General features: G+C 37.1%; 22 protein-coding genes. 21 read left to right on the top strand and 1 reads right to left on the bottom strand.

The features are described 5' to 3' along the window. Positions 1 to 75 precede the first annotated feature (75 nt). The 17 genes from mutS (at position 76) to spoVK (ending at position 19,483) form a co-directional block, all read left to right on the top strand. Positions 76 to 2,688 carry a DNA mismatch repair protein MutS gene (mutS, locus tag ACFSUL_RS18385; protein ID WP_377937342.1) on the top strand — a complete coding sequence of 871 codons (2,613 nt, stop codon included), beginning with the start codon at positions 76 to 78 and terminating at the stop codon, positions 2,686 to 2,688. A gap of 45 nt (positions 2,689 to 2,733) precedes the next feature. Then, positions 2,734 to 4,629, top strand: coding sequence for a DNA mismatch repair endonuclease MutL (mutL, locus tag ACFSUL_RS18380; protein ID WP_377937341.1), 1,896 nt, complete (start codon positions 2,734 to 2,736; stop codon positions 4,627 to 4,629). A gap of 97 nt (positions 4,630 to 4,726) precedes the next feature. Next, positions 4,727 to 6,187 (top strand): aldehyde dehydrogenase family protein, encoded by a 1,461-nt coding sequence (locus ACFSUL_RS18375; RefSeq protein ID WP_377937340.1) that lies wholly within the window; start codon positions 4,727 to 4,729, stop codon positions 6,185 to 6,187. A gap of 146 nt (positions 6,188 to 6,333) precedes the next feature. Beyond that, positions 6,334 to 6,669, top strand: coding sequence for an ArsR/SmtB family transcription factor (locus ACFSUL_RS18370; protein ID WP_377937339.1), 336 nt, complete (start codon positions 6,334 to 6,336; stop codon positions 6,667 to 6,669). Between the two features lie 76 nt (positions 6,670 to 6,745). Next, positions 6,746 to 8,122, top strand: coding sequence for an FAD-dependent oxidoreductase (locus ACFSUL_RS18365; protein ID WP_377937338.1), 1,377 nt, complete (start codon positions 6,746 to 6,748; stop codon positions 8,120 to 8,122). 43 nt (positions 8,123 to 8,165) lie between these two features. Next, on the top strand, positions 8,166 to 8,369 hold the full coding sequence (locus ACFSUL_RS18360; protein WP_377937337.1) for a hypothetical protein: 204 nt from the start codon (positions 8,166 to 8,168) through the stop codon (positions 8,367 to 8,369). A 155-nt stretch (positions 8,370 to 8,524) separates the two neighbouring features. Next, positions 8,525 to 8,869 carry an ArsR/SmtB family transcription factor gene (locus ACFSUL_RS18355; protein WP_377937336.1) on the top strand — a complete coding sequence of 115 codons (345 nt, stop codon included), beginning with the start codon at positions 8,525 to 8,527 and terminating at the stop codon, positions 8,867 to 8,869. Between the two features lie 15 nt (positions 8,870 to 8,884). Then, positions 8,885 to 10,180, top strand: a complete 1,296-nt coding sequence (locus ACFSUL_RS18350) for an arsenic transporter (RefSeq protein ID WP_377937335.1) — start codon at positions 8,885 to 8,887, stop codon at positions 10,178 to 10,180. A gap of 24 nt (positions 10,181 to 10,204) precedes the next feature. Beyond that, the gene (gene arsC, locus ACFSUL_RS18345) at positions 10,205 to 10,624 is read left to right on the top strand and encodes an arsenate reductase (thioredoxin) (protein ID WP_377937334.1); all 420 of its coding nucleotides are present in this window, start codon (positions 10,205 to 10,207) and stop codon (positions 10,622 to 10,624) included. Between the two features lie 106 nt (positions 10,625 to 10,730). Continuing rightward, a complete protein-coding gene (locus ACFSUL_RS18340; protein ID WP_377937333.1) occupies positions 10,731 to 10,835 on the top strand; it encodes an arsenic metallochaperone ArsD family protein in 105 nt (34 codons plus the stop codon). A gap of 547 nt (positions 10,836 to 11,382) precedes the next feature. After that, positions 11,383 to 12,129, top strand: coding sequence for a metallophosphoesterase family protein (locus ACFSUL_RS18335; protein ID WP_377937332.1), 747 nt, complete (start codon positions 11,383 to 11,385; stop codon positions 12,127 to 12,129). A 151-nt stretch (positions 12,130 to 12,280) separates the two neighbouring features. Further along, a complete protein-coding gene (locus tag ACFSUL_RS18330; RefSeq protein WP_377937331.1) occupies positions 12,281 to 13,087 on the top strand; it encodes an alpha/beta fold hydrolase in 807 nt (268 codons plus the stop codon). Between the two features lie 171 nt (positions 13,088 to 13,258). Then, positions 13,259 to 15,643 carry a penicillin acylase family protein gene (locus ACFSUL_RS18325; RefSeq protein WP_377937330.1) on the top strand — a complete coding sequence of 795 codons (2,385 nt, stop codon included), beginning with the start codon at positions 13,259 to 13,261 and terminating at the stop codon, positions 15,641 to 15,643. A gap of 56 nt (positions 15,644 to 15,699) precedes the next feature. After that, a complete protein-coding gene (locus ACFSUL_RS18320) occupies positions 15,700 to 16,494 on the top strand; it encodes an aminoglycoside adenylyltransferase domain-containing protein (RefSeq protein ID WP_377937329.1) in 795 nt (264 codons plus the stop codon). A gap of 120 nt (positions 16,495 to 16,614) precedes the next feature. Next, positions 16,615 to 17,565, top strand: coding sequence for a tRNA (adenosine(37)-N6)-dimethylallyltransferase MiaA (miaA, locus tag ACFSUL_RS18315; RefSeq protein WP_377937328.1), 951 nt, complete (start codon positions 16,615 to 16,617; stop codon positions 17,563 to 17,565). Between the two features lie 28 nt (positions 17,566 to 17,593). After that, positions 17,594 to 17,827, top strand: a complete 234-nt coding sequence (gene hfq, locus ACFSUL_RS18310) for an RNA chaperone Hfq (RefSeq protein WP_377937327.1) — start codon at positions 17,594 to 17,596, stop codon at positions 17,825 to 17,827. A 717-nt stretch (positions 17,828 to 18,544) separates the two neighbouring features. After that, a complete protein-coding gene (gene spoVK / locus ACFSUL_RS18305; protein WP_377937769.1) occupies positions 18,545 to 19,483 on the top strand; it encodes a stage V sporulation protein K in 939 nt (312 codons plus the stop codon). Positions 19,484 to 19,673: 190 nt separating this feature from the next. On the opposite strand, the gene ACFSUL_RS18300 is transcribed toward spoVK, so the two are convergent. Continuing rightward, positions 19,674 to 20,285, bottom strand: coding sequence for a trimeric intracellular cation channel family protein (locus ACFSUL_RS18300; protein ID WP_377937326.1), 612 nt, complete (start codon positions 20,283 to 20,285; stop codon positions 19,674 to 19,676). A 246-nt stretch (positions 20,286 to 20,531) separates the two neighbouring features. Here ACFSUL_RS18300 and hflX point away from each other — a divergent pair, with 246 nt between their 5' ends. The 4 genes from hflX to glnA all read left to right on the top strand — a co-directional run bounded on the left by hflX (position 20,532) and on the right by glnA (position 25,002). After that, on the top strand, positions 20,532 to 21,785 hold the full coding sequence (gene hflX, locus ACFSUL_RS18295; protein ID WP_377937325.1) for a GTPase HflX: 1,254 nt from the start codon (positions 20,532 to 20,534) through the stop codon (positions 21,783 to 21,785). Between the two features lie 11 nt (positions 21,786 to 21,796). Beyond that, positions 21,797 to 23,074 (top strand): methionine gamma-lyase family protein, encoded by a 1,278-nt coding sequence (locus tag ACFSUL_RS18290; protein WP_377937324.1) that lies wholly within the window; start codon positions 21,797 to 21,799, stop codon positions 23,072 to 23,074. A 141-nt stretch (positions 23,075 to 23,215) separates the two neighbouring features. Continuing rightward, positions 23,216 to 23,626 (top strand): MerR family transcriptional regulator, encoded by a 411-nt coding sequence (locus tag ACFSUL_RS18285; protein ID WP_377937323.1) that lies wholly within the window; start codon positions 23,216 to 23,218, stop codon positions 23,624 to 23,626. Between the two features lie 41 nt (positions 23,627 to 23,667). Next, complete coding sequence (glnA, locus tag ACFSUL_RS18280) at positions 23,668 to 25,002, top strand: type I glutamate--ammonia ligase (RefSeq protein ID WP_377937322.1); 1,335 nt, start codon at positions 23,668 to 23,670, stop codon at positions 25,000 to 25,002. Positions 25,003 to 25,080 lie beyond the last annotated feature (78 nt).

Below are 25,080 nucleotides of genomic sequence, written 5' to 3'. Positions count from 1 at the left end.
GCTAGTCCCGTTTCAAATATGATATAATTAAAAGCTGAGATTAGTAGAATTAGTCGGAAAGGTTTGGTTAGATTCATGGCACAATATACTCCAATGATTATCCAATATTTACAAATCAAGGCAGACTATCAAGATGCCTTTTTATTTTTTCGTTTAGGTGACTTTTACGAAATGTTCTTCGAAGATGCACTGAAAGCATCGCAGGAACTTGAAATTACATTAACAAGTCGTGAAGGCGGCGGAGATGAAAAAATTCCAATGTGCGGTATTCCTTATCATTCCTCTCCTACCTATATAGAGCAGCTTATCCAAAAAGGTTATAAAGTGGCAATATGCGAACAAACGGAAGATCCGAAACAAGCAAAAGGGGTTGTCCGGAGAGAAGTTGTTCAATTGATTACTCCTGGAACTGTGATGGAAGGGAAAGGTCTTGCAGATAAAGAAAATAATTACATTGCATCTGTTACCGTATTTCCTGATAAAACATATGGAATTGCGTACTCTGATCTTTCTACAGGAGAAACAAAAGTAACGCTTATTCCCGAAACGTTTGATTATGTGTTAAACGAACTTTCTACTCTTGGAGCAAAGGAAGTAGTTATTGATCCGGATATGGAAGAAGAGAAGCAGAAGAAAATAAGGGAAAGGGAAGTAGTAACACTTTCCTTTGAAAAGGATTCTTCTATTTCGGAGCAATTCGAGCGACTTCTTGAGTCTCTTGGGCAAGATAAATTAAAAGAAACGGTTGCTAGATTATTTCACTATTTATATAGAACGCAAAAAAGAAGTTTGGATCACCTGCAAGTAGCAGAAATGTATCATATTCATCAATTTATGAAAATGGATTACTATTCAAAACGCAACTTGGAGTTAACAGAAACAATCCGCTCGAAAGGGAAAAAGGGCTCGCTTCTTTGGCTATTAGATGAAACGATGACAGCGATGGGTGGAAGAATGTTAAAACAATGGATAGACCGTCCGTTGATTCACCAAGAAGAGATTGAAAAGAGACAGCAATTTGTTGAGTTGTTGCTTGAAAAATTCTTTGAAAGACAGGATTTACGGGAGTTGTTAAAAGAGGTGTATGATTTAGAACGATTGGCAGGGCGTGTCGCATTCGGTAATGTCAATGCACGTGACTTGCAGCAGTTAAATCGGTCCCTCGGACAAATCCCTGCACTAAAGCATATTCTTGAATCAATGGAAACCGCCATTGCATCTGATTTAGTGCAGCAATTGGATCCATGCGAAGAGTTAACAGACCTTTTAGAGCAAGCTTTAGTGGAAAATCCTCCTCTATCGATTAAAGAAGGAAATATTATTCGCGATGGCTACAACGCCGAACTCGATCAGTATCGTGATGCTAGCAGAAACGGAAAGACATGGATTGCTCAATTAGAAAAACAAGAGCGGGAAAAAACAGGAATCAAATCGCTAAAAGTCGGATATAATCGCGTTTTTGGCTACTATATTGAAGTGACAAAAGCTAATCTGCATCTTTTAGAAGATGGTAGATATGAACGGAAGCAAACATTGACGAATGCGGAGCGTTATATTACTCCTGAATTAAAAGAAAAAGAATCGCTCATTCTGCAAGCGGAAGAAAAAAGCGTTGATTTGGAGTATGAATTATTTACTACCATCCGCGAAACAGTGAAAGAGTTTATCCCAAGATTGCAAACTTTAGCACGTACAGTAAGTAAAATTGATGTTTTACAATGTTTTGCAACCGTAAGTGAAAACCGTCATTATACGAAACCTGTATTCAGTAATGAGAGAAGTATTTTTATTAAAGATGGTCGTCACCCTGTTGTCGAAAAAGTGATGGACGCCCAAGAATATGTGCCGAATGATTGTTATATGGACAGTGAGAGAGAGATTCTTCTTGTTACTGGTCCGAATATGTCAGGGAAAAGTACGTATATGAGACAGCTTGCATTAACTTCTATTCTTGCTCAAATTGGTTGTTATGTGCCGGCAAGCGAGGCAACACTCCCAATCTTTGATCAAGTCTTTACAAGAATTGGTGCAGCGGATGATTTAATTTCAGGACAAAGTACGTTCATGGTTGAAATGCTCGAGGCAAAAAATGCAATTAGTAATGCTACACAGCAAAGTTTAATTTTATTCGATGAAATTGGGAGAGGTACCTCTACCTATGATGGAATGGCACTCGCACAAGCGATGATTGAATATATTCATGAAAATATCGGTGCTAAAACATTATTCTCTACGCACTATCATGAATTGACTGTCTTAGAAGAAGAGTTAACAAAAGTGAAAAATGTTCATGTTAGTGCGATGGAACAAAACGGCAAGCTTGTGTTTCTGCATAAAATTCGTGAAGGTGCGGCGGATAAAAGTTATGGAATTCATGTTGCCGAACTGGCACAATTGCCAACGCCTCTTATTAAGAGAGCAAATGAAATTTTATTAAAACTTGAATCGAAAGCAGAAACAACGGAAACAGTTCCAATGAAAGCAGAGGAAGACAAACCTGAAGTTAACGAGGAATTAGCACAATTGTCTTTCTTCCAATCGGAAACAAAAACGGAAAAGCCTTCTGCTCCTGTTACACCAAAAGAGAAAAAAATATTACAGCAATTAAAGCAACTGGACATTTTAGAGATGACACCGCTTGATGCTATTAATAATCTATATGACTTGCAGAAAAGGTTAAAGAAGTAAAAGGTTTGGAACTTCTAGATATTTTTTACTAAAAGGGGTGGCAAAATGGGAAAAATAATTCAATTAGATGATGCACTTTCCAATAAAATTGCTGCTGGTGAAGTAGTCGAACGTCCTGCATCTGTTGTAAAGGAATTAGTAGAAAATGCAATTGATGCAAATAGTACGGTCATTGAAATACATGTGGAGGAAGCGGGACTTAGTTCGATTCGCATTATTGACAATGGGGATGGGATTGAAAGGGAGGATGTTCCAACCGCATTTAAACGACATGCGACAAGTAAAATAAAGGATGAAAATGATTTATTCCGGATTCGTACGCTTGGATTTAGGGGGGAGGCAATGCCGAGTATCGCATCTGTTTCCCATTTTCAAATGAAAACAAGTACAGGGAATGGACCTGGAACCTTTATTGAACTTGAGGGTGGACATATAAAGTCACAAGAAAGCAGTGCATCACGAAAAGGAACCGATATTACCGTAGCCAATTTATTTTTTAATACACCTGCTCGTTTAAAGTATATGAAGACGATTCATACTGAACTAGGGAATATAACAGATGTGGTAAATAGAATCGCTTTATCGCATCCAGAGGTGTCTATTAAACTCCTTCATAATGGAAAAAGACTACTTCATACGAATGGGAATGGCGATGTTCGTCAAGTACTTGCTGCCATTTATGGAGTACAAATTGCAAAAAAAATGGTACCACTTCAAGCTAGCTCACTTGATTTTACGATTTCAGGTTATATCTCGCTTCCGGAGGTAACCAGAGCTTCTAGAAACTATATTTCGACGATGATTAATGGTCGTTTTATAAAAAACTACCCATTGGCAAAAGCAATTGGAGAAGGCTATCATACATTATTGCCAATCGGAAGACATCCAATTGTTTTTCTTTCAATTGAAATGGACCCAATACTTGTAGATGTGAATGTCCACCCAGCAAAATTGGAAGTAAGAATTAGTAAGGAAAAAGAATTAAATGAACTCGTTTCTGAAACGATTAAGTCGGTTTTTAAAAAGAAGGAATTGATTCCATCTGGATACACTTCAGTGAAAAAGGAAAAGCCAAAATCAGAGCAAACGTTTTTAAGCCTTGATCATTTGTCGAGTACGAATACAACCAAAAATGTTTTTGAAACCAACTCTAATTATCGTAAAGAAGAATTACTACCAAAAGAAGAAATGAAAACATTGTACGAGCCCTCACTTGAACCAAAGGTAGAGCAGCCGATGGTGACTGAAACACCACAGCACGTACCTAGCTACGAATTCGATGATGAGGAACAGGATGAAATTTTTTCTGAAGAACCTCAAGTAGAAAAAGAAGAAGTGGCTCAGGAGAGAATTTCTTCTCGAGTACCACCTCTTTACCCTATTGGGCAGATGCATGGGACGTACATTTTTGCCCAAAACGAAACCGGTTTGTATATTATTGATCAGCATGCGGCACAAGAACGTATCAAATATGAATTTTTCAAAGAAAAGGTTGGACGTGTAGAAAAGGAACTGCAAGAGCTTTTGGTCCCGTTAACATTAGAGTTTTCTACGGATGAGTATATCAAAATCATGGAAAACAGAGGGTTACTCGAGGAAGTCGGCGTGTTTTTAGAAGAGTTTGGCCATAACAGCTTTATCGTTCGCTCTCATCCACAATGGTTTCCGCCAGGCGAAGAACAAGAAACAATTGAAGAGATGATTGAACAGGTTCTTGATATGAGGAAAGTAGATATAAAAAGGTTACGTGAAGAAGCAGCGATTATGATGAGTTGTAAAGGTTCGATAAAAGCCAACCGTCATTTACGAGACGATGAAATTTCCGCTCTGTTAGATGAACTAAGGCAAACAACGGATCCATTCACATGTCCACATGGAAGACCAATTATCATTCAGTACTCTATTTATGACATGGAGAAGATGTTCAAACGGGTAATGTAATAATGAACAGGGAGCTTAATGGCTCTCTTTTTTCTTGCCTATAAATACCCTCCTTTTGGAAATCCTAACGTATATCACCATGATAAGGAGGATTTTCGTGACAAAATTTGAAGAATTAAATAAAAGTTTTATTAATGGGGAATGGACAGAGGGCAACAGCGGTAGGACATTCGATATTATAAATCCGTATGATCAAACCGTCATCACAACTGTAAAATTAGCGACGAAAGAACAACTGCAAACAGCATTTAAAAATGCTAAAGAAGCGCAAAAACAATGGGGAAAAACTTCTCCAGAAGAAAAAAGAAAAGTGCTAAAAAAAGCCGCGGAATACTTAAAAGACAATCGTGACGCAATTGTAAGTATGATTTCCCGTGAAACAGGTGGTAGTGTAATAAAAGCAAATGTTGAACTCGATCTCACGCTTACCTATTTAGAATCAACCTTTGAATTACCCGACGAGCTTTCCGAAAAACAAGAAAAGGGCTCCCCTATTGAAGGAAAAACAAATTATATTCACCGTCTGCCTTTAGGGGTGATTGCTTCTATTTCCCCTTTTAATTTTCCAATGAATTTATCAATGCGAACGATAGCGCCAGCAATTGCTCTAGGAAATGGTGTCGTACACAAACCGGACGTTCAAGTAGGACTGACTGGTGGTTCTATTATTGCAAAAGCGTTTGAACATGCAGGTCTTCCAGCGGGTGTGCTGAATGTGATTTTGACCGATATTGATGAAATAGGCGATGAAATGTTAACAACACATGACTCGCAGTTGATTAGTTTTACTGGTTCTACACCAGTTGGGAAGCATATTGGTGAAGTTGCCGGAAAACTTCTGAAACGTGTGGCACTAGAACTTGGTGGGAATAATCCGTTTGTTGTACTTTCTGATGCAGAAGTAGACCGTGCCGTCGATGCAGCTATTTTTGGAAAGTTTATACACCAAGGACAAATTTGTATGATTATCAATCGAATGATTGTTCATGAAAAGGTATATGACGAATTTGTAGAAAAGTTTATTAAAAGAACGAAATCATTACCATATGGGGATCCGCTGAATTCGGAAACGATAATAGGACCGTTAATAAATGAAAGTCAAGTAGAGAAGGCCATGAAATTAATAGAGGATGCCAAAAATTCTGAAGCAACATTAGCATTAGAAGGAAAACGAGAAGGAAATGTTATAACTCCGTACGTGTTTACGGATGTGGATAATGCTAGCGATTTGGCACAAACTGAATTATTTGCACCAATCGCAACGATTATAAAAGCAGAGACCGACGATCAAGCGATTGAGTTTGCGAATGATACTAAATATGGTTTAAGTTCAGCTATTTTTACGCAAGATTTAGAAAAAGGACATAAGCTTGCACTAAAAATTAATAGTGGAATGACACATATCAATGACCAAACCGTAAATGACAATCCTACCGTACCATTTGGTGGCAATAAACAAAGTGGAATGGGGCGTTTTGGTAATCCGTGGATTGTTGATGAATTTACCGTGGCAAAATGGGTTTCTGTTCAGTCGGAATATCGGAAATATCCTTTTTGATTGTTATGACTTAGATAGAAGCATGGGTGTTGCCCACGCTTCTATTTCTTCCATTTAATATCAACTATTTTTGATTTAATAGTTGCATAAAAGGAAAATTATGCATATAGTTTATATATCAAAATAAATTGATTAAGGAGAGGGATATGAAAGAACTACCTTTATACAACGAATCTGTTTTCCAGTCATTTGAAACGTATGAAAAGAAGTTTAAAGCATTAGCGGATCAGAAGAGACTTCATATTATGTATGAACTTTGCCAACGTGGAGACACATGTGTTTGCGACCTAACCGAAATATTCGGCATGACCCAGTCCAAATTGTCTTATCATCTAAAAATTTTATTGGATGCAAATCTTATTAAAAAAGAAACAAGAGGGACATGGAGCTATTATGATTTAAATGATAAAGAGCTTAATGGTCTATTATCGGAAGAGCTTTGTTGCATTTTTAAAAATACTAATAAAGGTCGCTGTTGTTAAAAATTTTCAAGTATAAATCAAATTTTTTTGATTTAATGTTTTACACTAACTATTAAAAGAAATGAGGAGATTGTTAATGAGTCAAGCAATTAATATCCCTTTAAGAGCGCAAAGCTGTTGTTCACTAAAAACGTACTCATCTGAAAACGAGAGAGAACAACAAATGAATCGATTACCAGTTGCTGTTATTGGTGGTGGTCCAGTAGGTTTGGCGGCGGCAGCACATTTAGCTAGTCGAGGAGAGTCTTTTTTCTTGTTAGAAGCCGGCAATCAAGTCGGGGCTAATATAGCAACTTGGGGGCATGTTCGCTTGTTTTCACCCTGGCGTTACAACATGGATAAAGCAGCATTAACGTTACTTGAAAAACATCACTGGCAACAACCAAATCCAGAAGTGTTACCAACAGGAAAAGAAGTCGTTGACCAGTACTTAAAGCCACTTTCAAACCTTCCGGAAATAAAACCATTTGTACATTTAAATACAAGGGTATTGTCTATTAGTAAAAAAGATACCGATAAAATGAAAACAGCAAATAGAGAGAATAGACCTTTTATTATCTATACAGAGAAAGATGGAGTCTATAAAACGTTTGAAGCGCGTGCTGTTTTGGATTCTTCTGGAACATGGGGGAATCCTAATCCTTCTAACTCAAGTGGAATTTGGTTAAAAGAGGAGAAGTCACTTAAAGAAAAAATCTTCTATGGCATTCCTGATATTTTAGGGAATGAAAAGGAGCGGTATGCCAATAAACGTGTAGCAGTTGTTGGCGGAGGGCATTCTGCTGTTAATGCATTATTGGATTTAGCTAAACTAAAAGAGTCTTTCCCAGAAATGGATATTCTATGGATTATGAGACGACAGCGGGTGGAGGACGCTTACGGTGGGGAGGAAAAAGATGCTCTTGCTGCTAGGGGTGCTCTTGGTAGTCGCATTCACCAATTAGTTGATGCAAAAAGAGTGTCCATTGTAACTCCTTTCCGCATTCAATTTGTCAAACAATCTAGTAATAAAATGGAGATTATCGGTACTCGAAATCAAAAAGAAACTACTCTTTCTGCCGTAGATGAGATGATTGTCAATGCAGGGAGCCGTCCTGATTTAACAATAGTAAACGAGCTCCGCACATCCATTGATTCAGCAACGGAAAGTGTAGAATTGTTAGCCCCACTTATTGATCCAAATATTCATAGTTGTGGTACTGTTCGCCCTCATGGAGAAAAGGAGCTTCGTCATTCGGAAAAAAACTTTTATATTGTGGGTGCTAAGAGTTATGGACGGGCGCCGACCTTCCTAATGGCAACTGGATATGAACAAGTCAGGTCTGTTGTTGCCCACCTTAGTGGAGATCTTGTTGCAGCAGAAAAAGTGGAATTGGATTTGCCAGAAACCGGGGTTTGCAGTGTGAATTTGAATGCAAAAAGTTCATGTGAAAATTCGACATCCTGTTGTTAATAAAAGTAAAAACCTAATGAACATACTAAGGAGAGGAAAGATAATGGTTATTAATCATGCTGGTGCATTGAGAAAAGAATATTTTACAGCCTATATGAAAATGGTGATGAATGCTTTTGAATGTCCTGTTGAGAAAGCCAAAGAATTAACTTTTCAACGTTTATTTGGTTTTAACGAAGAAAGTATGGGAAAGGAAACATATCAGCAATTTCTTTTAGCCTATGAAGAGTTAAAGAAGCCTCATTAATGTCTTACTTGTCTGAATATCTTTGTATTTATTGAAGAAACTTAAAGGATTTCAATCTGGTTTTATGTACGGATTATAGAAAAATTCAACTTTTACGTTGAATATATAAGTAGATTATTATATATTAATATCTGGATGAATTAGGAGGTGGATTCATGCAAGAAATAGTTATTGAGATTGAAAAAGCCGCAACAATTTTAAAATTGTTAGGTGATAAAACACGTCTAACAATGGTGAAGATCCTAGACTCCAATGATTGTTGTGTTTGTGAATTTGTTGAAATATTTAAAGCTAGCCAGCCTGCTATTAGTCAGCACGTACGAAAGTTGAAAGATGTTGGAGTAGTGCGAGAAACAAGAAGAGGGCAATGGATCATCTACTCTTTGAATAAAGATAGTGATTATTATCCATTAATTCAAAGCCTACTGCAAAATCTTCCAGATCAAGACTATAGGCTACGAGAGCTAGAAGAACAAGGAATGCGGATTTCGTGTGAGTAATTGGAGGGTAATATATTGACATCAGTAATACTAGCATCAGTGATTTTTTTAGTAACATTAATTTTAGTAATATGGCAGCCTAAAGGTTTATCTATCGGTTGGTCTGCCTGTGGAGGAGCTATCCTGGCATTGATCGTCGGAGTAGTTGATTTTAATGATGTTATCGATGTGACATCGATTGTTTGGAACGCAACGTTAGCATTTATAGCAATTATTATTATTTCGTTAATTCTTGATGAAATTGGATTTTTTGAGTGGGCAGCTCTTCACATGGCAAGAGCAGCAAAAGGAAACGGGGTTCTAATGTTTGTCTATGTATCCATACTTGGAGCATTAGTAGCAGCATTTTTTGCAAATGATGGTGCCGCGCTTATTTTGACTCCCATTGTATTAGCGATGGTTCGAAATTTAAACTTTAATGAAAAACTGGTATTTCCATTCATTATTGCGAGTGGATTTATTGCGGATACAACTTCGCTTCCACTTGTCGTTAGTAACTTAGTTAATATCGTATCAGCAGACTTTTTTGATATTGGATTTGCAGAGTTTGCTTCAAGGATGATTATTCCAAACTTGTTTTCATTAGCAGCAAGTATTTTAGTTTTATATTTATTTTTCCGTAAAAGTATTCCAAAGAATTATGATATGGCCCAATTGAAGAAGCCGGTGGAAGCAATTCGAGATGAAAAAATGTTTCGCTTATCTTGGATTGTGTTAGCAATCCTTCTTATTGGATACTTTGCGAGTGAATTTACAGGAATTCCTGTTTCGATTATCGCTAGTATCGTCGCAATCTTTTTCCTTTTTATGGCTAGAAGAAGTCCTGCTGTTAACACTCGTACTGTTATAAAAGGTGCACCTTGGGCTATCGTCTTTTTCTCCATCGGTATGTATGTTGTTGTTTATGGTTTGCGAAATGAAGGATTGACGGATATTTTAGCTGATCTTATTCAAGTAACAGCGGATCAAGGTTTATTTGCTGCAACAGTAGGAATGGGATTCATTGCTGCTATTCTTTCTTCGATCATGAATAATATGCCAACAGTTATGATTGATGCACTGGCTATTGCCGATACCAATACAAGCGGTGTCATAAGGGAAGCGCTTATTTATGCCAATGTTATTGGCTCCGATTTGGGTCCCAAAATTACTCCAATTGGATCGCTTGCAACATTATTATGGTTGCATGTATTATCGCAAAAAGGTGTTAAGATTTCTTGGGGAACTTACTTTAAAACTGGAATCATTTTAACCATCCCAACACTGTTTATTACATTAGTTGGTCTTTATATATGGTTGTTAATTATCTAAAAAACAATAAAGGAGACGTACATCATGGCAAAAAAAACAATCTATTTTCTCTGTACAGGTAATTCTTGCAGAAGCCAAATGGCAGAGGGGTGGGCAAAAAAACACTTAGGTGATGAGTGGGAAGTACGTAGTGCGGGTATTGAAGCACATGGACTAAACCCCAATGCGGTAAAAGCAATGAAGGAAGCTGGAATTGACATTTCCAATCAAACATCGGATATTATTGATCCTGAAATCTTAAATAATGCTGATTTAGTCGTTACCTTATGTGGTGATGCGGCTGATAAATGCCCAATGACTCCTCCACATGTTAAACGGGAACATTGGGGATTTGATGATCCAGCAAAAGCGAAAGGAACAGAAGAAGAAAAGTGGGCTTTTTTCGGGCGTGTTCGTGATGAAATTGGTGAAAGAATGAAACGATTTTCAGAAACGGGAGAATAATACAATCAAATAACAATAACCAAGAGAGCATTCTCTTGGTTTTCTTTTTATTTAAATATAAGCATATGCTTATATGACAGTGAAGGTGTAGATTTTTAACTCTTCGATGAGTTGTTTCACTGGGGTATGTGGTCCGAGTGTTGATCCTGAACTTACAAGAGTGACTTCTGCTGTTTATTCATTAGAGAAAAAGGAGTTTGATATCAAATGATATAACTTAACTAGTGAACAAGGTGAATTTGCAGAAAAAGCAATGAGGTAAATAGTGTTTTGCATGAAAAAGGGCCGGGTGCTTTACCGATTATTTTAGTAAATGACGAGGTTGTAAAGGTAGTTATCCAACAAACAAAGAACTTGGGCAAGGGTTTGGAGTAAAACCAGAAGAATTGACGGAAAGGTCAAAAGTTCGTCTTTCTATTAATTTAAAACAACAGTAACAGGAAAGAAGGTACAGTATGTTTCAATCTTTCTATCTGAAGTTTCTAGTAATCAGGGATAGTTAATAGATAGAAAAGTAGAAGTGTCTTGAACAGAGGCGACAAGCTTTTGCGAAAAGGACTTCGATCCTCTAGCCACTGAAACTAAATAAGTACCAAACCAGGATCTCCATATCCATAGATTGGAGAATTCTGGTTTTCTTTTGCTGTCTTTTGTTTATGTAGTAGACTAGAAAGTATAGAATATATATCTTATCACTTAGAATATCATAATTATATTATGTTAACTTATAATGAAACTTTTTTCGGAGGTGGATAAATGTGGAGAATCTTAACAGAATTGCTTACTTAACAGACATACATGGTAATGCAAAGGCTTTGAAAGAAGTGCTAAAGGATATTCAAAAGGAAGGAATACAGCATATCGTTTGTGGGGGAGACCTAATTGGAATCGGATATCAGTCTAGTGAGGTGATAAACCATATCCTTGATTGGAGCGGAAGTTTCCTATCTGTAACGGGAAATCACGACGAAGCGATACTGGCGTTAAAAAAGGGAGGACCACATCCGAAAAGTCACGCACATGCAAGGGAACATCATCAATGGCTTGCGGATCGTTTAACGGAAAAAGATGTGAATTATTTAGCAAGTCTTCCTAGACAACACTCTTTTTTGTTAGGGAATAAAAAGGGATTGGTGACCCATTATGCTTTTAAAAAGGGAATGGAGTCCCACCCTATTGATCTTGATCCATTTGAGAGAATACAAGAGCCGAGTTTAAAAAATATGAAAAGGTTATTTTCTTCAAAAAAGGAGAATATTATTTTGTTCGGTCATCACCACCCGTCACATGAATTTAACGGACAAAAACTATATTTAAATCCTGGAGCTTTAGGATGTCAGCATGTTAATAAGGCTTACTACTATATAATAGAAGAAAAAGATAATAATGTCTGCTACCAACGAAAAGAGATTGAGTATGATTGGTCCTCTTTTCTAAATGGTTTTGAAAGGTTGAAAGTACCGGAAAGAAAGACACTATTAAAAATATTTTACGGAGTAGAATAATACTTTGCTAACTAATTGTATTTTTCTTCAATAAAAGGATTTTTCAAGAACTGCGAGAATACATATATAAATAACTGAATTGTTTTACAAAGGAGAAGTGCTGTGCTTAAAATAGAAGCGTCACCTTTTAATGGGAAAGGGGGACTTAGGAATGCCGTATATAGAAGTTGAAAAAGATGTAAATTTATATTATGAAGAGGCCGGAAATGGACAAACGATTATTTTCATCCATGGTGTTTGGATGAGTAGTCGATTTTTTCAGCAGCAATTAAATTTTTTCAAAAAGGATTTTCATACGATTTTATTAGACTTGCGTGGACACGGGGAGTCATCTAAACCGGCGCATGGAAATACGATAAATGGATATGCAAAGGATTTACACAATTTCATGACGAAGAAAGATTTAAAAGATGTAGTTTTGGTTGGGTGGTCGATGGGCGCCTTTGTTGTTTGGGAATATTTAAAAGAATTTGGTGAGAAAAATATAAAAGGGTCAGTTATCGTTGATGAGATGGCATCGGATTTTAAGTGGGAGGATTACCCACAAGGGGCGTTCGATATGAACGCGTTAATTGATATTATGAGAGCGATGCAAACCGATCGAGTTGGATTTTTAAAGGGGTTCCTTCCACTAATGTTCAAAGAAGAAATGAAGGAAAAAACGCTTTCCTGGATGTTAGAAGAAACAACGAAAATGTCTGAATCGGTTGCAGGTGCTGTTTTATTTGACCAAACGGTAGTAGATTATCGCAGCTTCTTTTCTTCGATAAAAACACCAACTCTCCTTTGTTTTGGGAAAGAAGAAAAACTAATCCCAGTCGCAGCAGGGGAAGAAATTCATCGTGAGATTACTAATTCTCGATTAGAAATTTTTGAAGATAGTTGTCATTGTCCATTTTTAGAAGAAACAGATCGATTTAATGAGGTTGTTAGTACGTTTGTGAAAGAATTGTTGTAGAGATAGACAAGGATTAAATTAATATAGCTACGATTGCTCACATGTATTATTCTCAACTATACATGTGAGTTTTTTATTAACAGCAAAAGTTTTAGCAGGATTTAAGAATAGTAAAGGGAAATATATAGATATGTTATATTAGAAAATTCTGTTTATTTAGGGGGTTGGGGGATGGAGGTTTCTTTAGAACCAAAAAGGAAGCGAACAAGGCGATACAAAATTTTCAGCTGGATAATTGGGATTTTATTATTACTAGTAATTGGCGCTTTTATTTTTGTGAACGTTTATGTATCGCGTTCTCTTCCTGTTACTTCAGGAACAATTGAAATGGATGAACTAACGGAGGATGTCGTTGTCGAACGTGATGATATGGGGGTGCCGCATATTACTGCGGAAAATGATAGAGATCTTTATATCGCGCAAGGATACACACAGGCTCAGGATCGTCTTTTTCAAATGGATCTGAGTAGACGCCAGGCTTCTGGCCGGTTAAGCGAGGTTATTGGAGACACAACCGTTGATACAGACAAATTTTTTCGGACATTAGGGTTAAGAAGAGCAGCAGAAGTGTCTTTTACCAGTTACTCGGATGAAGCAAGACAGGTATTAGAGTGGTATGCAGAAGGCGTGAATCTGTATATGACAGAGGCACAAGAAGATGGGAAATTGCCTGTTGAATTTAGATTACTAGGATACAAGCCCGAAAAATGGACACCTGTTGATTCCCTTACAATTGGAAAATATATGGCATTTGATTTAGGGGGACACTGGCAAGGGCAAGCTTTTCGTTATTGGGCGATAGAAGAATTTGGAGAAGAAAAAGCATTTGATCTGTTTCCTTCCTATCCAGAAGAAGCACCAACTATTTTATCAGAAATGGAAAATCTAGACTTAGATATAACGAAAGCCTTTGCAGGAGCAGTAATTCCACCTGAATTTAATGGAAGTAACAACTGGGTTATTAGTGGGGAAAAAACAGCAAGCGGAAAACCATTATTAGCGGATGACCCCCACCTTTCCTTAGCAACCCCTTCCATTTGGTACCAAATGCATTTAAAATCACCAACGGTCAATGTAAGTGGGGTCATTTTTGCAGGAGTACCTGGTATTATTTTAGGCCATAACGAAAATATTGCATGGGGTGTGACAAATACAGGACCTGATGTGCAAGATTTATATGTAGAAAAACGAAATCCCGATAATCCTACTGAGTTTTTATATAATGAAAAATGGGAGCAAGCAACCACTGTAAAAGAACCAATAAAGGTAAAAGGAAAAGAAACGATTCCGTATGAGGTTGTCATCACCCGTCATGGTCCGATTATCTCTGAATTTGCCCATGATGATAAGAAAGACACGGCACTTTCGATGAGGTGGACGGCGCTAGATCCTAGTTTGGAATTACAAGCAGTCTTAAATATGAACAGAGCGAATACATGGGCTGAATTTGAAACAGCCCTAGAGGATTTTCATGTACCAACGCAAAATTTTGTTGTTGCAAGTAAAGATGGAACGATTGCCTATAAAGCTAACGGGAAGATTCCAATTCGTAAAAAAGGAGACGGTTTATTACCTGTTCCTGGTTGGAATTCCGATTACGAGTGGGAAGGATTTATTCCTTTTGATAAGCTTCCAAGAACGGTAAACCCTAACGAAGGTTTTATTGCAACAGCTAATAATAAGGTGGTCAATGAAGACTATCCTTACCATATTAGCAACCACTGGGCACAACCATACCGTTATATGCGAATTGAGGAATTTATTAAAGAAAAAGAGGATTTAACGGTAAAAGATATGCAAAACTTGCAAATGGATCAAATGAATTTACATGCGCGAGAATTTGTGCCAATTTTAACGAGTGCACTTGAGAATGCATCCTTGACAAAAGAAGAGGAAACAGCTATTTCTCTTTTAAAAGAATGGGATTTCATTGATGACAAGGACGCAGCTGCACCATTAGTTTTTCATACATGGATGAACGAGATTTCTACAGGGTTATTTAAAAAGCAAATTCCGAAAGACATGATGGAGTTATTTGAAGGCAGACAGAGTGTAGTCGATGAATTGATTCGAAAAGCAAATAATGGAAATGAATCTGTTTGGTTCGAGGAAAAGGGTGGATATGAGAAGTTTCTCCACACCTCATTAGCGAAGGTTATCCAAATTCTACAAGATGAATATGGAGAGAAAATCGAAGAATGGAAATGGGGTGACTACCATCAAGTGTATTTTGAACATCCAGTATCGTCTGCTTCAAGCGTTTTGAAATGGATTTTTAATAAGGAGGAGCCGATACCTGTTGGCGGGAGCCGCGTAACCGTCCAGGCTGCTAGCTATAAATCGGACGGTACGGTTAATCACGGGGCTTCCTGGCGATTTACAATTGATACAAATGATATGACAAAAGCGTATCATATTGTCGGTCCAGGTCAATCAGGCCACTTTAAAAGTGAATGGTACGCTGATCAAACGGATGACTGGGTAAATGGGGAATACCATACAACAGATATTATGGATACGGAAGATCCAAAAAAATTAATTTTAAAAGCAAAGTAAGAATAGGAGTTGGGGAATGTTCCTCAACTTCTATTTAATTTCAGGAGATGAAAGAAATGGAGTCTTTACTTCAAAGGTTAGTAGTAATTTTTAATGAATTATTAAATGGAAATGTAAAAGGAATTTATTTGCATGGTTCTGTCGCGATGGGGTGCTTTACACCTAAAAGTGATATCGATTTATTAGTAGTAGTTGACTCTCAGGTTGAAAGAGAAGTGAAAAAACAGTTCACTACAAAAATATTAGAATTAGATAAGGAATTTCCCGAAAAAGGGGTAGAACTTAGTATTGTCCGCAAAGAAAAGATTAATCCTTTTCTCTATCCAACTCCATTTGAGTATCACTATTCTAATGATCACAAGAAAAAGTACATTGAAGATTCCGATTACATATTAGAAAATGATGTTGATTATGACATTGCAGCACATATTACTGTTATAAAAGAAAGGGGAAGGACTCTTTTTGGGGAAGAGATAAGCAGTATGTTTGGGGAGATATCACCGCTATATTATCAAGATTCGATTTATCGTGATGTTTCCGACGTGATGGAAAAGGGGAGAGATAATTCAACCTATTATGTTTTGAACCTATGTAGAGCTTTGTACTATTTTAAGGAAGGCGTTGTTTCATCAAAAAAGGAAGGTGGGGAGTGGGGAACACAAAATCTTCCCGCTGAATATAAAGCGTTAATTGATGGTGCATTGGATGCCTATAATGATGGAAGAAGGTGGGAATTATCTATTAGTGAAAAAGAGCATTTTCATAGTTTTTGTCAATCAATATTAGCGAAAATAAAATCTGAAAAAATAAAGTATAAAAATGGAATAAAGGGAGATAATGGTCAGATGTGATTATGATTTCAAATGGAATTTTCCCTCTTCCGAAAATAATTTCTAGACAGGTTATTCTAACATATTAATTATGGTACGATAGTTTACAGTACAGTTTTACATAGAAAGACGTGAATAAAGATGAATAAACAGAAACTTATCGTACTTATTGGTCCAACAGCTGTTGGTAAAACGCAAACAAGTATCGAGCTTGCTAAAGCGTTTCAAGCAGAAATTATTAGCGGAGATTCGATGCAAATATATAAAGGAATGGATATAGGAACAGCTAAAATTACAGAAGAAGAAATGAATGGAATTCCTCATCATTTAATTGATATTAAGAATGCGGATGAATCTTTTTCAGTTGCTGAGTTTCAAAGAATGGTTAGAGAGAAAATTAGTGACATTCATTCCCGAGGAAAATTACCAATGATTGTCGGAGGTACAGGATTATATATACAATCCGTTTTATTTGATTATCACTTTACGGAAACACCAGGTGACGAAAAATATCGCAAAGAACTAGAAAGACAGGTAGAAGAATATGGAAAAGAACGACTTCATGCTAAATTAGTAAAAATTGATCCCGATGCGGCAAAGAGTATCCATCCAAATAATATTCGTAGGGTTATTCGGGCATTGGAAATCTTTCATTGTACTGGAAAAACGATGTCCGAGTACCAAAAGGAACAGCAACATGAATTACTCTATGACACAGCAATAGTAGGCTTAACAATGGATAGAGATAGGCTATACGAAAGAATTAATTATCGTGTGGAACTTATGATGAGAGCAGGTCTCCTTGAAGAAGTGAAAAGATTTTATGATAGTGGTCTTCGAGATGTACAATCGATTCAAGCGATTGGGTATAAAGAGCTTTATGATTATTTTGATGGAAAAGTTACTGAACAAGAGGCAGTTGAAAATTTAATGCAAAATTCAAGAAGATACGCCAAGAGGCAGCTAACATGGTTCCGCAATAAGATGGATGTTAAGTGGTTTGATGTGACAGGCGAAGCGGGGCAGTCGAAAATTATTCAAGATATTTCTAATTTTATAGCAGGAAAGCTTCAATTAAAGTCGAATATGTAAGGTAGAGATAGAAAGAGGAGGACTCAAAATGAAACAACCAATCAATATCCAAGATCAATTCCTAAATCAATTAAGAAAAGACAACTCATCAGTAACGGTATTTTTGTTAAACGGCTTCCAAATTCGTGGACAGGTAAAAGGTTTTGATAACTTTACGGTTCTTTTTGAATCAGAGGGCAAACAACAATTAGTTTATAAACATGCGATTTCCACGTTTGCTCCACAACGAAACGTGCAAATTAATTATGAAGAGCAGTCTTAATATAAGGAAACTTGCCCGTTAAAGTGGGATAAAATAATGATAGCTTTTGGGAAGGGTTAACTGTACAGAGCAATGTGCAGTTAACCTTTTTTATTGGCTCTTTTCGTAAATAGCATTGAATTATAATAAGGGTGCATTTCCCGGTTTGTATCAGGTATAAAATATCGTATTTGTACTTGGTATAGATTGCCGTAGTTGTGCCAGGCACAGAACTACAGCCTTATTCTTCGTTTTTAAAGAAATAATTAATGAACTGGTATGAAAATGAATAGGATGATAGGAGAGACAGTCATTATATTTCTTGGGAAACCACAGGAATAGACAGAATATTACAACTTATTTTGGCGTTGTCGAAAACTGAATAAGGGTTTCTAACAATTACTGATAAGGTGAAACTTCAATCAGTGAGTCTTTCCTCCATCCCACTAATTATTAGTCCCGTTCCACTGTTGGTAAAGCCCTGCTTGTCAGCTGATACTTAACCGACAGTAAGAACCCAAATGGTTCAACTAAACCTCTTCTAACGCATCGGTAAGTTTTACTGTATCTCACTACTTAGGGATTTACGGGGAACCTATGCTTCTCTGACTTCTCAAACTTTGAGATGGAGTCTTACTGCTCGTTAAAGTGGGATAAATTAGGTATTTGTCACAATCATTAAGCTAATGAGTATACTGTCTATAGAATTGCGAGGTGAATCCTTTGGATGAGAAACCAATGAGAATGAAAAACAATGGTCAGATAAGCATTGTTTTAAGCTCCCAAAAACGTAGTAACCCTGTAAAAAAATCAATTCAGCAAGATGTGCCACCTCCCGCTCTTCCTCCAGAGCATCTTGCATTAAAAGAAATAGAAACGGAACTCGGAACATTAGTCGGGATGGAAGAAATGAAAAAAATGGTAAAAGAGATATATGCTTGGATTTATGTAAATAAAAAGCGAGAAGAAATGGGCTTGAAGACAGGAAAACAGGCTCTTCATATGATGTTTAAAGGTAACCCAGGTACAGGGAAGACAACTGTTGCACGAATCATTGGGAAACTATTCCACAAAATGAATGTACTTTCAAAAGGACATCTTATCGAAGCAGAACGTGCAGATTTAGTTGGCGAATATATTGGGCATACAGCACAAAAAACAAGAGATTTAATAAAAAAGTCACTCGGCGGTATTCTCTTTATTGATGAAGCATATTCACTCGGACGTGGTGGGGAAAAAGATTTTGGGAAAGAAGCGATTGATACACTTGTAAAACATATGGAAGATAAGCAACATGAATTCATTTTAATTTTAGCTGGTTACTCAAAAGAAATGGATCATTTCCTTACATTAAATCCAGGGCTTCAATCTCGGTTTCCGTTAGTTTTTGACTTTCCAGATTATTCTGTTGATCAATTGATGGAAATCGGGAGTAGAATGCTCGACGATAAACAATATATACTTAGTCATGATGCAGAAAGAAGGGTAAAGGAACATTTACAAACCGTGAAAAACTCGATAACAGCTAAAGCATTTTCTAACGGTAGATACGTTAGAAATATTTTAGAGAAGGCGATCCGGACACAAGCGATGAGATTGCTAATGGAGAATAACTATAATCGGAATGAGTTATTGACGATAAGAAGCAATGATTTACTTTTTCCAAAAGATGATTAAAAAACGGACCAAACGTAAAATGCCAGGCTCCTATCAGATAGTGAATCTGATGTAAGAGTCTGGCATCATTTATGGTCAGTTTTTGGTGTATTAAAATAATCGCACGATCATTACCTTATCGGTGTAGAACAAATTTTAGATAACCATTTTGTATTTCGTAATTTTATAGAGTAATAGAATAGAACAAACACTATGCCCTTGCCTTTAAACTTCTATTTGGTAGCCTCCATTTGTATATATAAGAAAGAACACGAAGACTAGTCGCTAAAACAAACAAAATGTATAGCTCAACCGGCGAACTAACTATATCTAATCCTATAGCTATCCCACAGATAATGGCCCATACAGCATATATTTCTTCTGCTCTTAATATTAAAGGTTTTCTACCAGCTAATAAGTCACGAATCATTCCACCACCGCTTCCTGTCAATACTGCTGCGACAATTATAGCACTCATAGGGTGATTCATATCTGATGCGTAAAGGGCACCTTGGATTGCGAATGCGGATAATCCAATTGCATCAAAAAAGTTGCCCCATCTGTTCCAATGCTTCAACAAATTATTAGGAAATAAGAATACTGCTGTTATACTGAGCAAAGCTATTTGGAAGAGCATCCCTTGTTCCCAGAGTGCAGAAACAGGTACTCCGATAAACAAATTTCTAATTGCTCCACCACCGAATGCTGTTACAATTCCAAGAATATACACACCAAGAATATCGTACTCCTCTTCCATCGCGACAATCGCTCCAGAAATAGCAAAAGCAACAGTTCCAATAATCGTTAATACATCCCACGTCATACCCATTCCTCCTCTTTTGTGTGTATATGAAAAACATCTGTTATAGGTGAATTCTGTGTAATATATGAGCGAATACTAATATTGTTTTCATTTCAAATCAATTGATTTTAACATGCATTTTGCGTTTTTGTAACCACTTTTTTAATAAAATAGAGATTAGGCTTAATTTTTGATATGATATGAATGACATTTTGCGTAAAAACCTTTTACATATCAATAAAAACCAATGAGAAAGAAGGATGTTAGTTGAACGAAAAAGTATATGAAAAAGCGATATTGGTTGGATGTCAATTAGAAGAAGATGATCAACGGTTTCACTATTCGATGACAGAGCTTGAAGCTTTAACAGATACTGCACAGGCGGAAGTAGTTGCAACCCTGTCTCAAAAACGGGACCGGGTTCACCCAGGTACATATATTGGAAAAGGAAAAGTGGAAGAACTGGTCCTTTTAGTAAAACAATTCGAGCCTGATTTAATCATCCTTAATGATGAGTTATCGCCAAGTCAAATCAGGAACCTATCAAAAGAGATAGATGTCAGAATCATCGATAGAACACAATTGATATTAGATATTTTTGCCCAAAGAGCTCGGTCAAAAGAAGGGAAACTTCAAGTGGAGCTGGCACAGTTACAGTACTTATTACCACGACTAACTGGTCAAGGTACAGCACTTTCACGGCTTGGGGGAGGAATTGGCACAAGAGGACCAGGGGAGACAAAACTTGAAAGTGATCGTCGTCATATTCGGAAACGTATTGATGATATTAAGAAACAATTGCAATCAATTGTAGAGCATCGAGAACGCTACCGGGATAGAAGAAAACGCAACAAAACGTTCCAAATTGCCCTTGTTGGTTATACAAATGCTGGGAAATCAACCTTATTCAATCGGATTTCGATAGCCGAATCGTATGAGGAAAACCAGCTATTTGCAACACTTGATCCGATGACAAGAAAAATGATTTTACCTAGCGGATATACGGCACTTTTAACAGACACGGTTGGGTTTATTCAAGATTTACCGACGACATTAGTCGCTGCATTCCGTTCGACATTAGAAGAGGTAAGGGAAGCAGATCTATTATTGCATGTCGTTGATAGTTCCAATCCTGATTATAAACAGCATGAAGAAACGGTAGAGGGATTGTTAGAAGAATTGGAGATGAACCACTTACCTCAGTTAACCGTTTATAATAAAAAGGATGAAATGCATGCTGATTTTGTTCCAGATAGTAGCTCTGAGAAGATTGTTCTTAGTGCATTAGAAGAAGCAGATCGTAAAACGCTTTTATTAAGGATTGAAGAAATTGTGAAAGAACATATGGTTGCCTATCATGTATTAGTTCCTGCAGCGGAAGGAAAAGTTCTTTCGCAATTGAAAAACGATACGATTCTCACGAAGCTTGATTTTATAGAAGAAAACCAGGAATATGAGATTGCGGGCTACCATTTACAGGATCACCCGGTTTCCGGTAGTACGAAGAAATTCAAGAAGTAGAGGGGAAATACATGTTTGATCAATTAAAAAATGGGCAGGTTCTAAAGCCCATTACAACGAGAGTAGAAGATAAAATTAATGAAATTCAGCGTCAAATAGACGAAAAGGCAGAAAAAAATCAATTTCGCGTCCTACAGTCTTTCCAGAACCATAAAGTGAGTGATAGCCACTTCATTCCGTCGACAGGCTACGGGTATGATGATATAGGGAGAGACACATTAGAAAAAATTTATGCGGATGTTTTTGGTGGAGAAGTAGGACTTGTTCGCCCTCAGATTATTTCTGGGACGCATGCGATTGCAATAAGCTTATTCGGTGTATTGCGTCCGGGTGATGAGTTAGTTTATATTACCGGAAAACCTTATGATACGCTAGAAGAAATCGTTGGAATAAGGGGAACTGGCAACGGCTCTTTAAAGGATTTTGGAATAGGATACCAAACAGTTCCGTTGAAAGAAACAGGGGAAATTAATTTTGAAAAGGTATCTAAAACAATCTCCACTAAAACAAAAGTAGTTGGAATTCAGAGGTCTAAAGGGTATGCCAATCGCCCTTCTTTTACCATAAGCCAAATAGAGGAAATGATAAGGTTTATAAAGGAAATTAATCCAAATATTATCGTTTTCGTTGATAATTGTTATGGTGAGTTTGTAGAAGAACAAGAACCATGCCATGTAGGAGCGGATTTAATGGCAGGTTCGCTTATAAAAAACCCTGGAGGAGGACTTGCTAAAACAGGTGGCTATATCGTTGGGAAACAAGAACTTGTAGAGGCTTGCTCTTATCGGATGACATCACCTGGGATTGGTGCAGAAGCCGGCGCTTCCTTATACAGTCTTCAAGAAATGTATCAAGGTTTCTTCCTTGCGCCACATGTTGTGGCACAGGCTTTAAAGGGAGCGGTATTAACTTCTGGACTGTTAAGCGAATTAGGAATGAATACAAATCCGGCATGGGATGCAAAGCGGACGGATCTCATTCAATCCGTTCAATTCGATGATAGAGAAAAGATGGTAGCATTTTGCCAGGCCATTCAGTTTGCTTCACCAATTAATTCTCATTTCACTCCATATCCTAACTACATGCCGGGATATGAAGATGATGTTATCATGGCTGCAGGAACATTTGTGCAAGGATCGAGCATCGAACTTTCGGCAGATGGTCCAATTAGACCCCCGTATGTAGCATATGTGCAAGGGGGACTAACATACTCCCATGTTAAAATGGCAATCCTTATTGCGGTTGATCAGTTAATTGAAAAAGGTTTACTTACCATTACAAAAGGATAAAGATTAAGTAATAGGATAGTCTAATAGATGGCTATCCTATTTTTTGATTTTTGATGTAATAAAACCTAACATATCATTGACAATAAACCTGACATTTCATATAATAAAGATATCAAAGGGAAAGAAATGAGGGGAATCGTGATGAGTGGAAGTGAAATAAGACGTAGCATGGCATTATTTCCAATCGGAATTGTAATGCAGCTCACCGATTTATCTGCCCGTCAGATTCGTTATTATGAAGAGCATAATCTAGTTTCACCTGTGAGATCAGAAGGGAATCGGAGGCTCTTTTCCTTAAATGATATTGATAAACTGCTAGAAATTAAGGATTTTTTAGATCAAGGCATCAATATGGCTGGTATAAAAAAATTACTTGCCGTAAGAGAAGAAAATCAACCTGAATCTGACGAACAAAAGAAAAAAGGAGAAAAAGGAAGACAAAATCTTACCGATGATGAGCTACGAAAGCTACTGCGTAATGAGATGATCCACGCAGGAAGGTTTAAGCGAGCTTCTTTGCGTCAAGGTGATATGTCACGCTTTTTTCATTAAAATAAATCCTTTTAAATTAATTTGGGGAGGAATTAGGAACAATGGCAAAGTATACTCGTGAAGATATTTTAAGGTTAGCGGATGAGCAAAACGTAAAATTTATTCGATTACAATTTACGGACATTCTAGGAACAATCAAGAATGTGGAAATTCCTGTAAGTCAATTAGAAAAGGCGTTAGACAATAAAATGATGTTTGATGGTTCTTCTATTGAAGGGTTTGTACGAATTGAAGAGTCTGATATGAATCTATATCCTGATTTAGACACGTGGGTTGTATTCCCGTGGACTGCGGAAAAAGGAAAAGTAGCACGTTTAATTTGTGATATCTACAATCCAGATGGAACGCCATTCGATGGTGATCCACGTAATAATTTAAAACGGGTTCTTTCACAAATGGAAGAACTTGGATTTACAGATTTCAATCTTGGACCAGAGCCAGAATTCTTCCTCTTTAAATTAGATGTGGAAGGTGAACCAACGTTAGAACTTAACGATAACGGTGGATATTTTGATCTAGCACCTACAGACCTAGGTGAAAATTGCCGTCGTGATATTGTCCTTGAGCTAGAAGAAATGGGCTTTGAGATTGAAGCATCTCACCATGAAGTAGCACCAGGTCAACATGAAATCGATTTTAAATATGCGAGTGCGTTAAGAGCATGTGACGACATTCAAACATTTAAATTAGTGGTAAAAACAATTGCTCGTAAACATGGTTTACATGCGACGTTTATGCCAAAACCACTATTTGGCGTAAACGGATCTGGAATGCACTGTAACATGTCTCTATTTAATAAAGGGGAAAATGCATTTTATGATACAAAAGGTGATTTAGAACTAAGTGATACTGCGCGTCAATTTTTAGCTGGAATCATTAAACATGCGACAAGTTTTACAGCTATTACAAACCCAACGATTAACTCTTATAAACGTCTAGTACCAGGATACGAAGCACCTTGTTACGTAGCGTGGTCTGCTCAGAATAGAAGTCCATTAATCCGTATCCCTGCTTCACGTGGAATGAGTACTCGTGTAGAGGTGCGTTCTGTTGACCCAGCTGCTAATCCGTATTTAGCAATGTCTGTTTTACTCGCTGCAGGATTAGATGGAGTTAGAAATAAGTTAGAAGCACCAGCTCCAATTGACCGCAACATTTATGTAATGGATAAACAAGAACGCGAAGAAGCAGGAATTGTTGATCTTCCAGCAACATTACATGCTGCGTTAGAAGAACTTAAAGCAAATGAAGTAATTACAGCTGCACTAGGTGGACATATTACTGAACACTTTATCGAAGCGAAAGAAATCGAATGGGATATGTTCCGTACGCAGGTTCATCCTTGGGAACGCGAGCAGTATATGAAGATGTATTAATAAGATGAAGCCTTGACGCTACTAGTGTCAGGGCTCTTTTTTTAGTCAAAGTGAAACTTCTAATACAAATTGCATCTA

The sequence above is a fragment of the Bacillus seohaeanensis genome (genome assembly GCF_042684945.1).
In the GTDB taxonomy this organism is placed as follows: Bacteria; Bacillota; Bacilli; order Bacillales; family Bacillaceae_B; genus Rossellomorea; species Rossellomorea seohaeanensis.
Note: the sequence above shows the minus strand (reverse complement) of the source record. Positions and strands in the feature narration are given on the sequence as shown.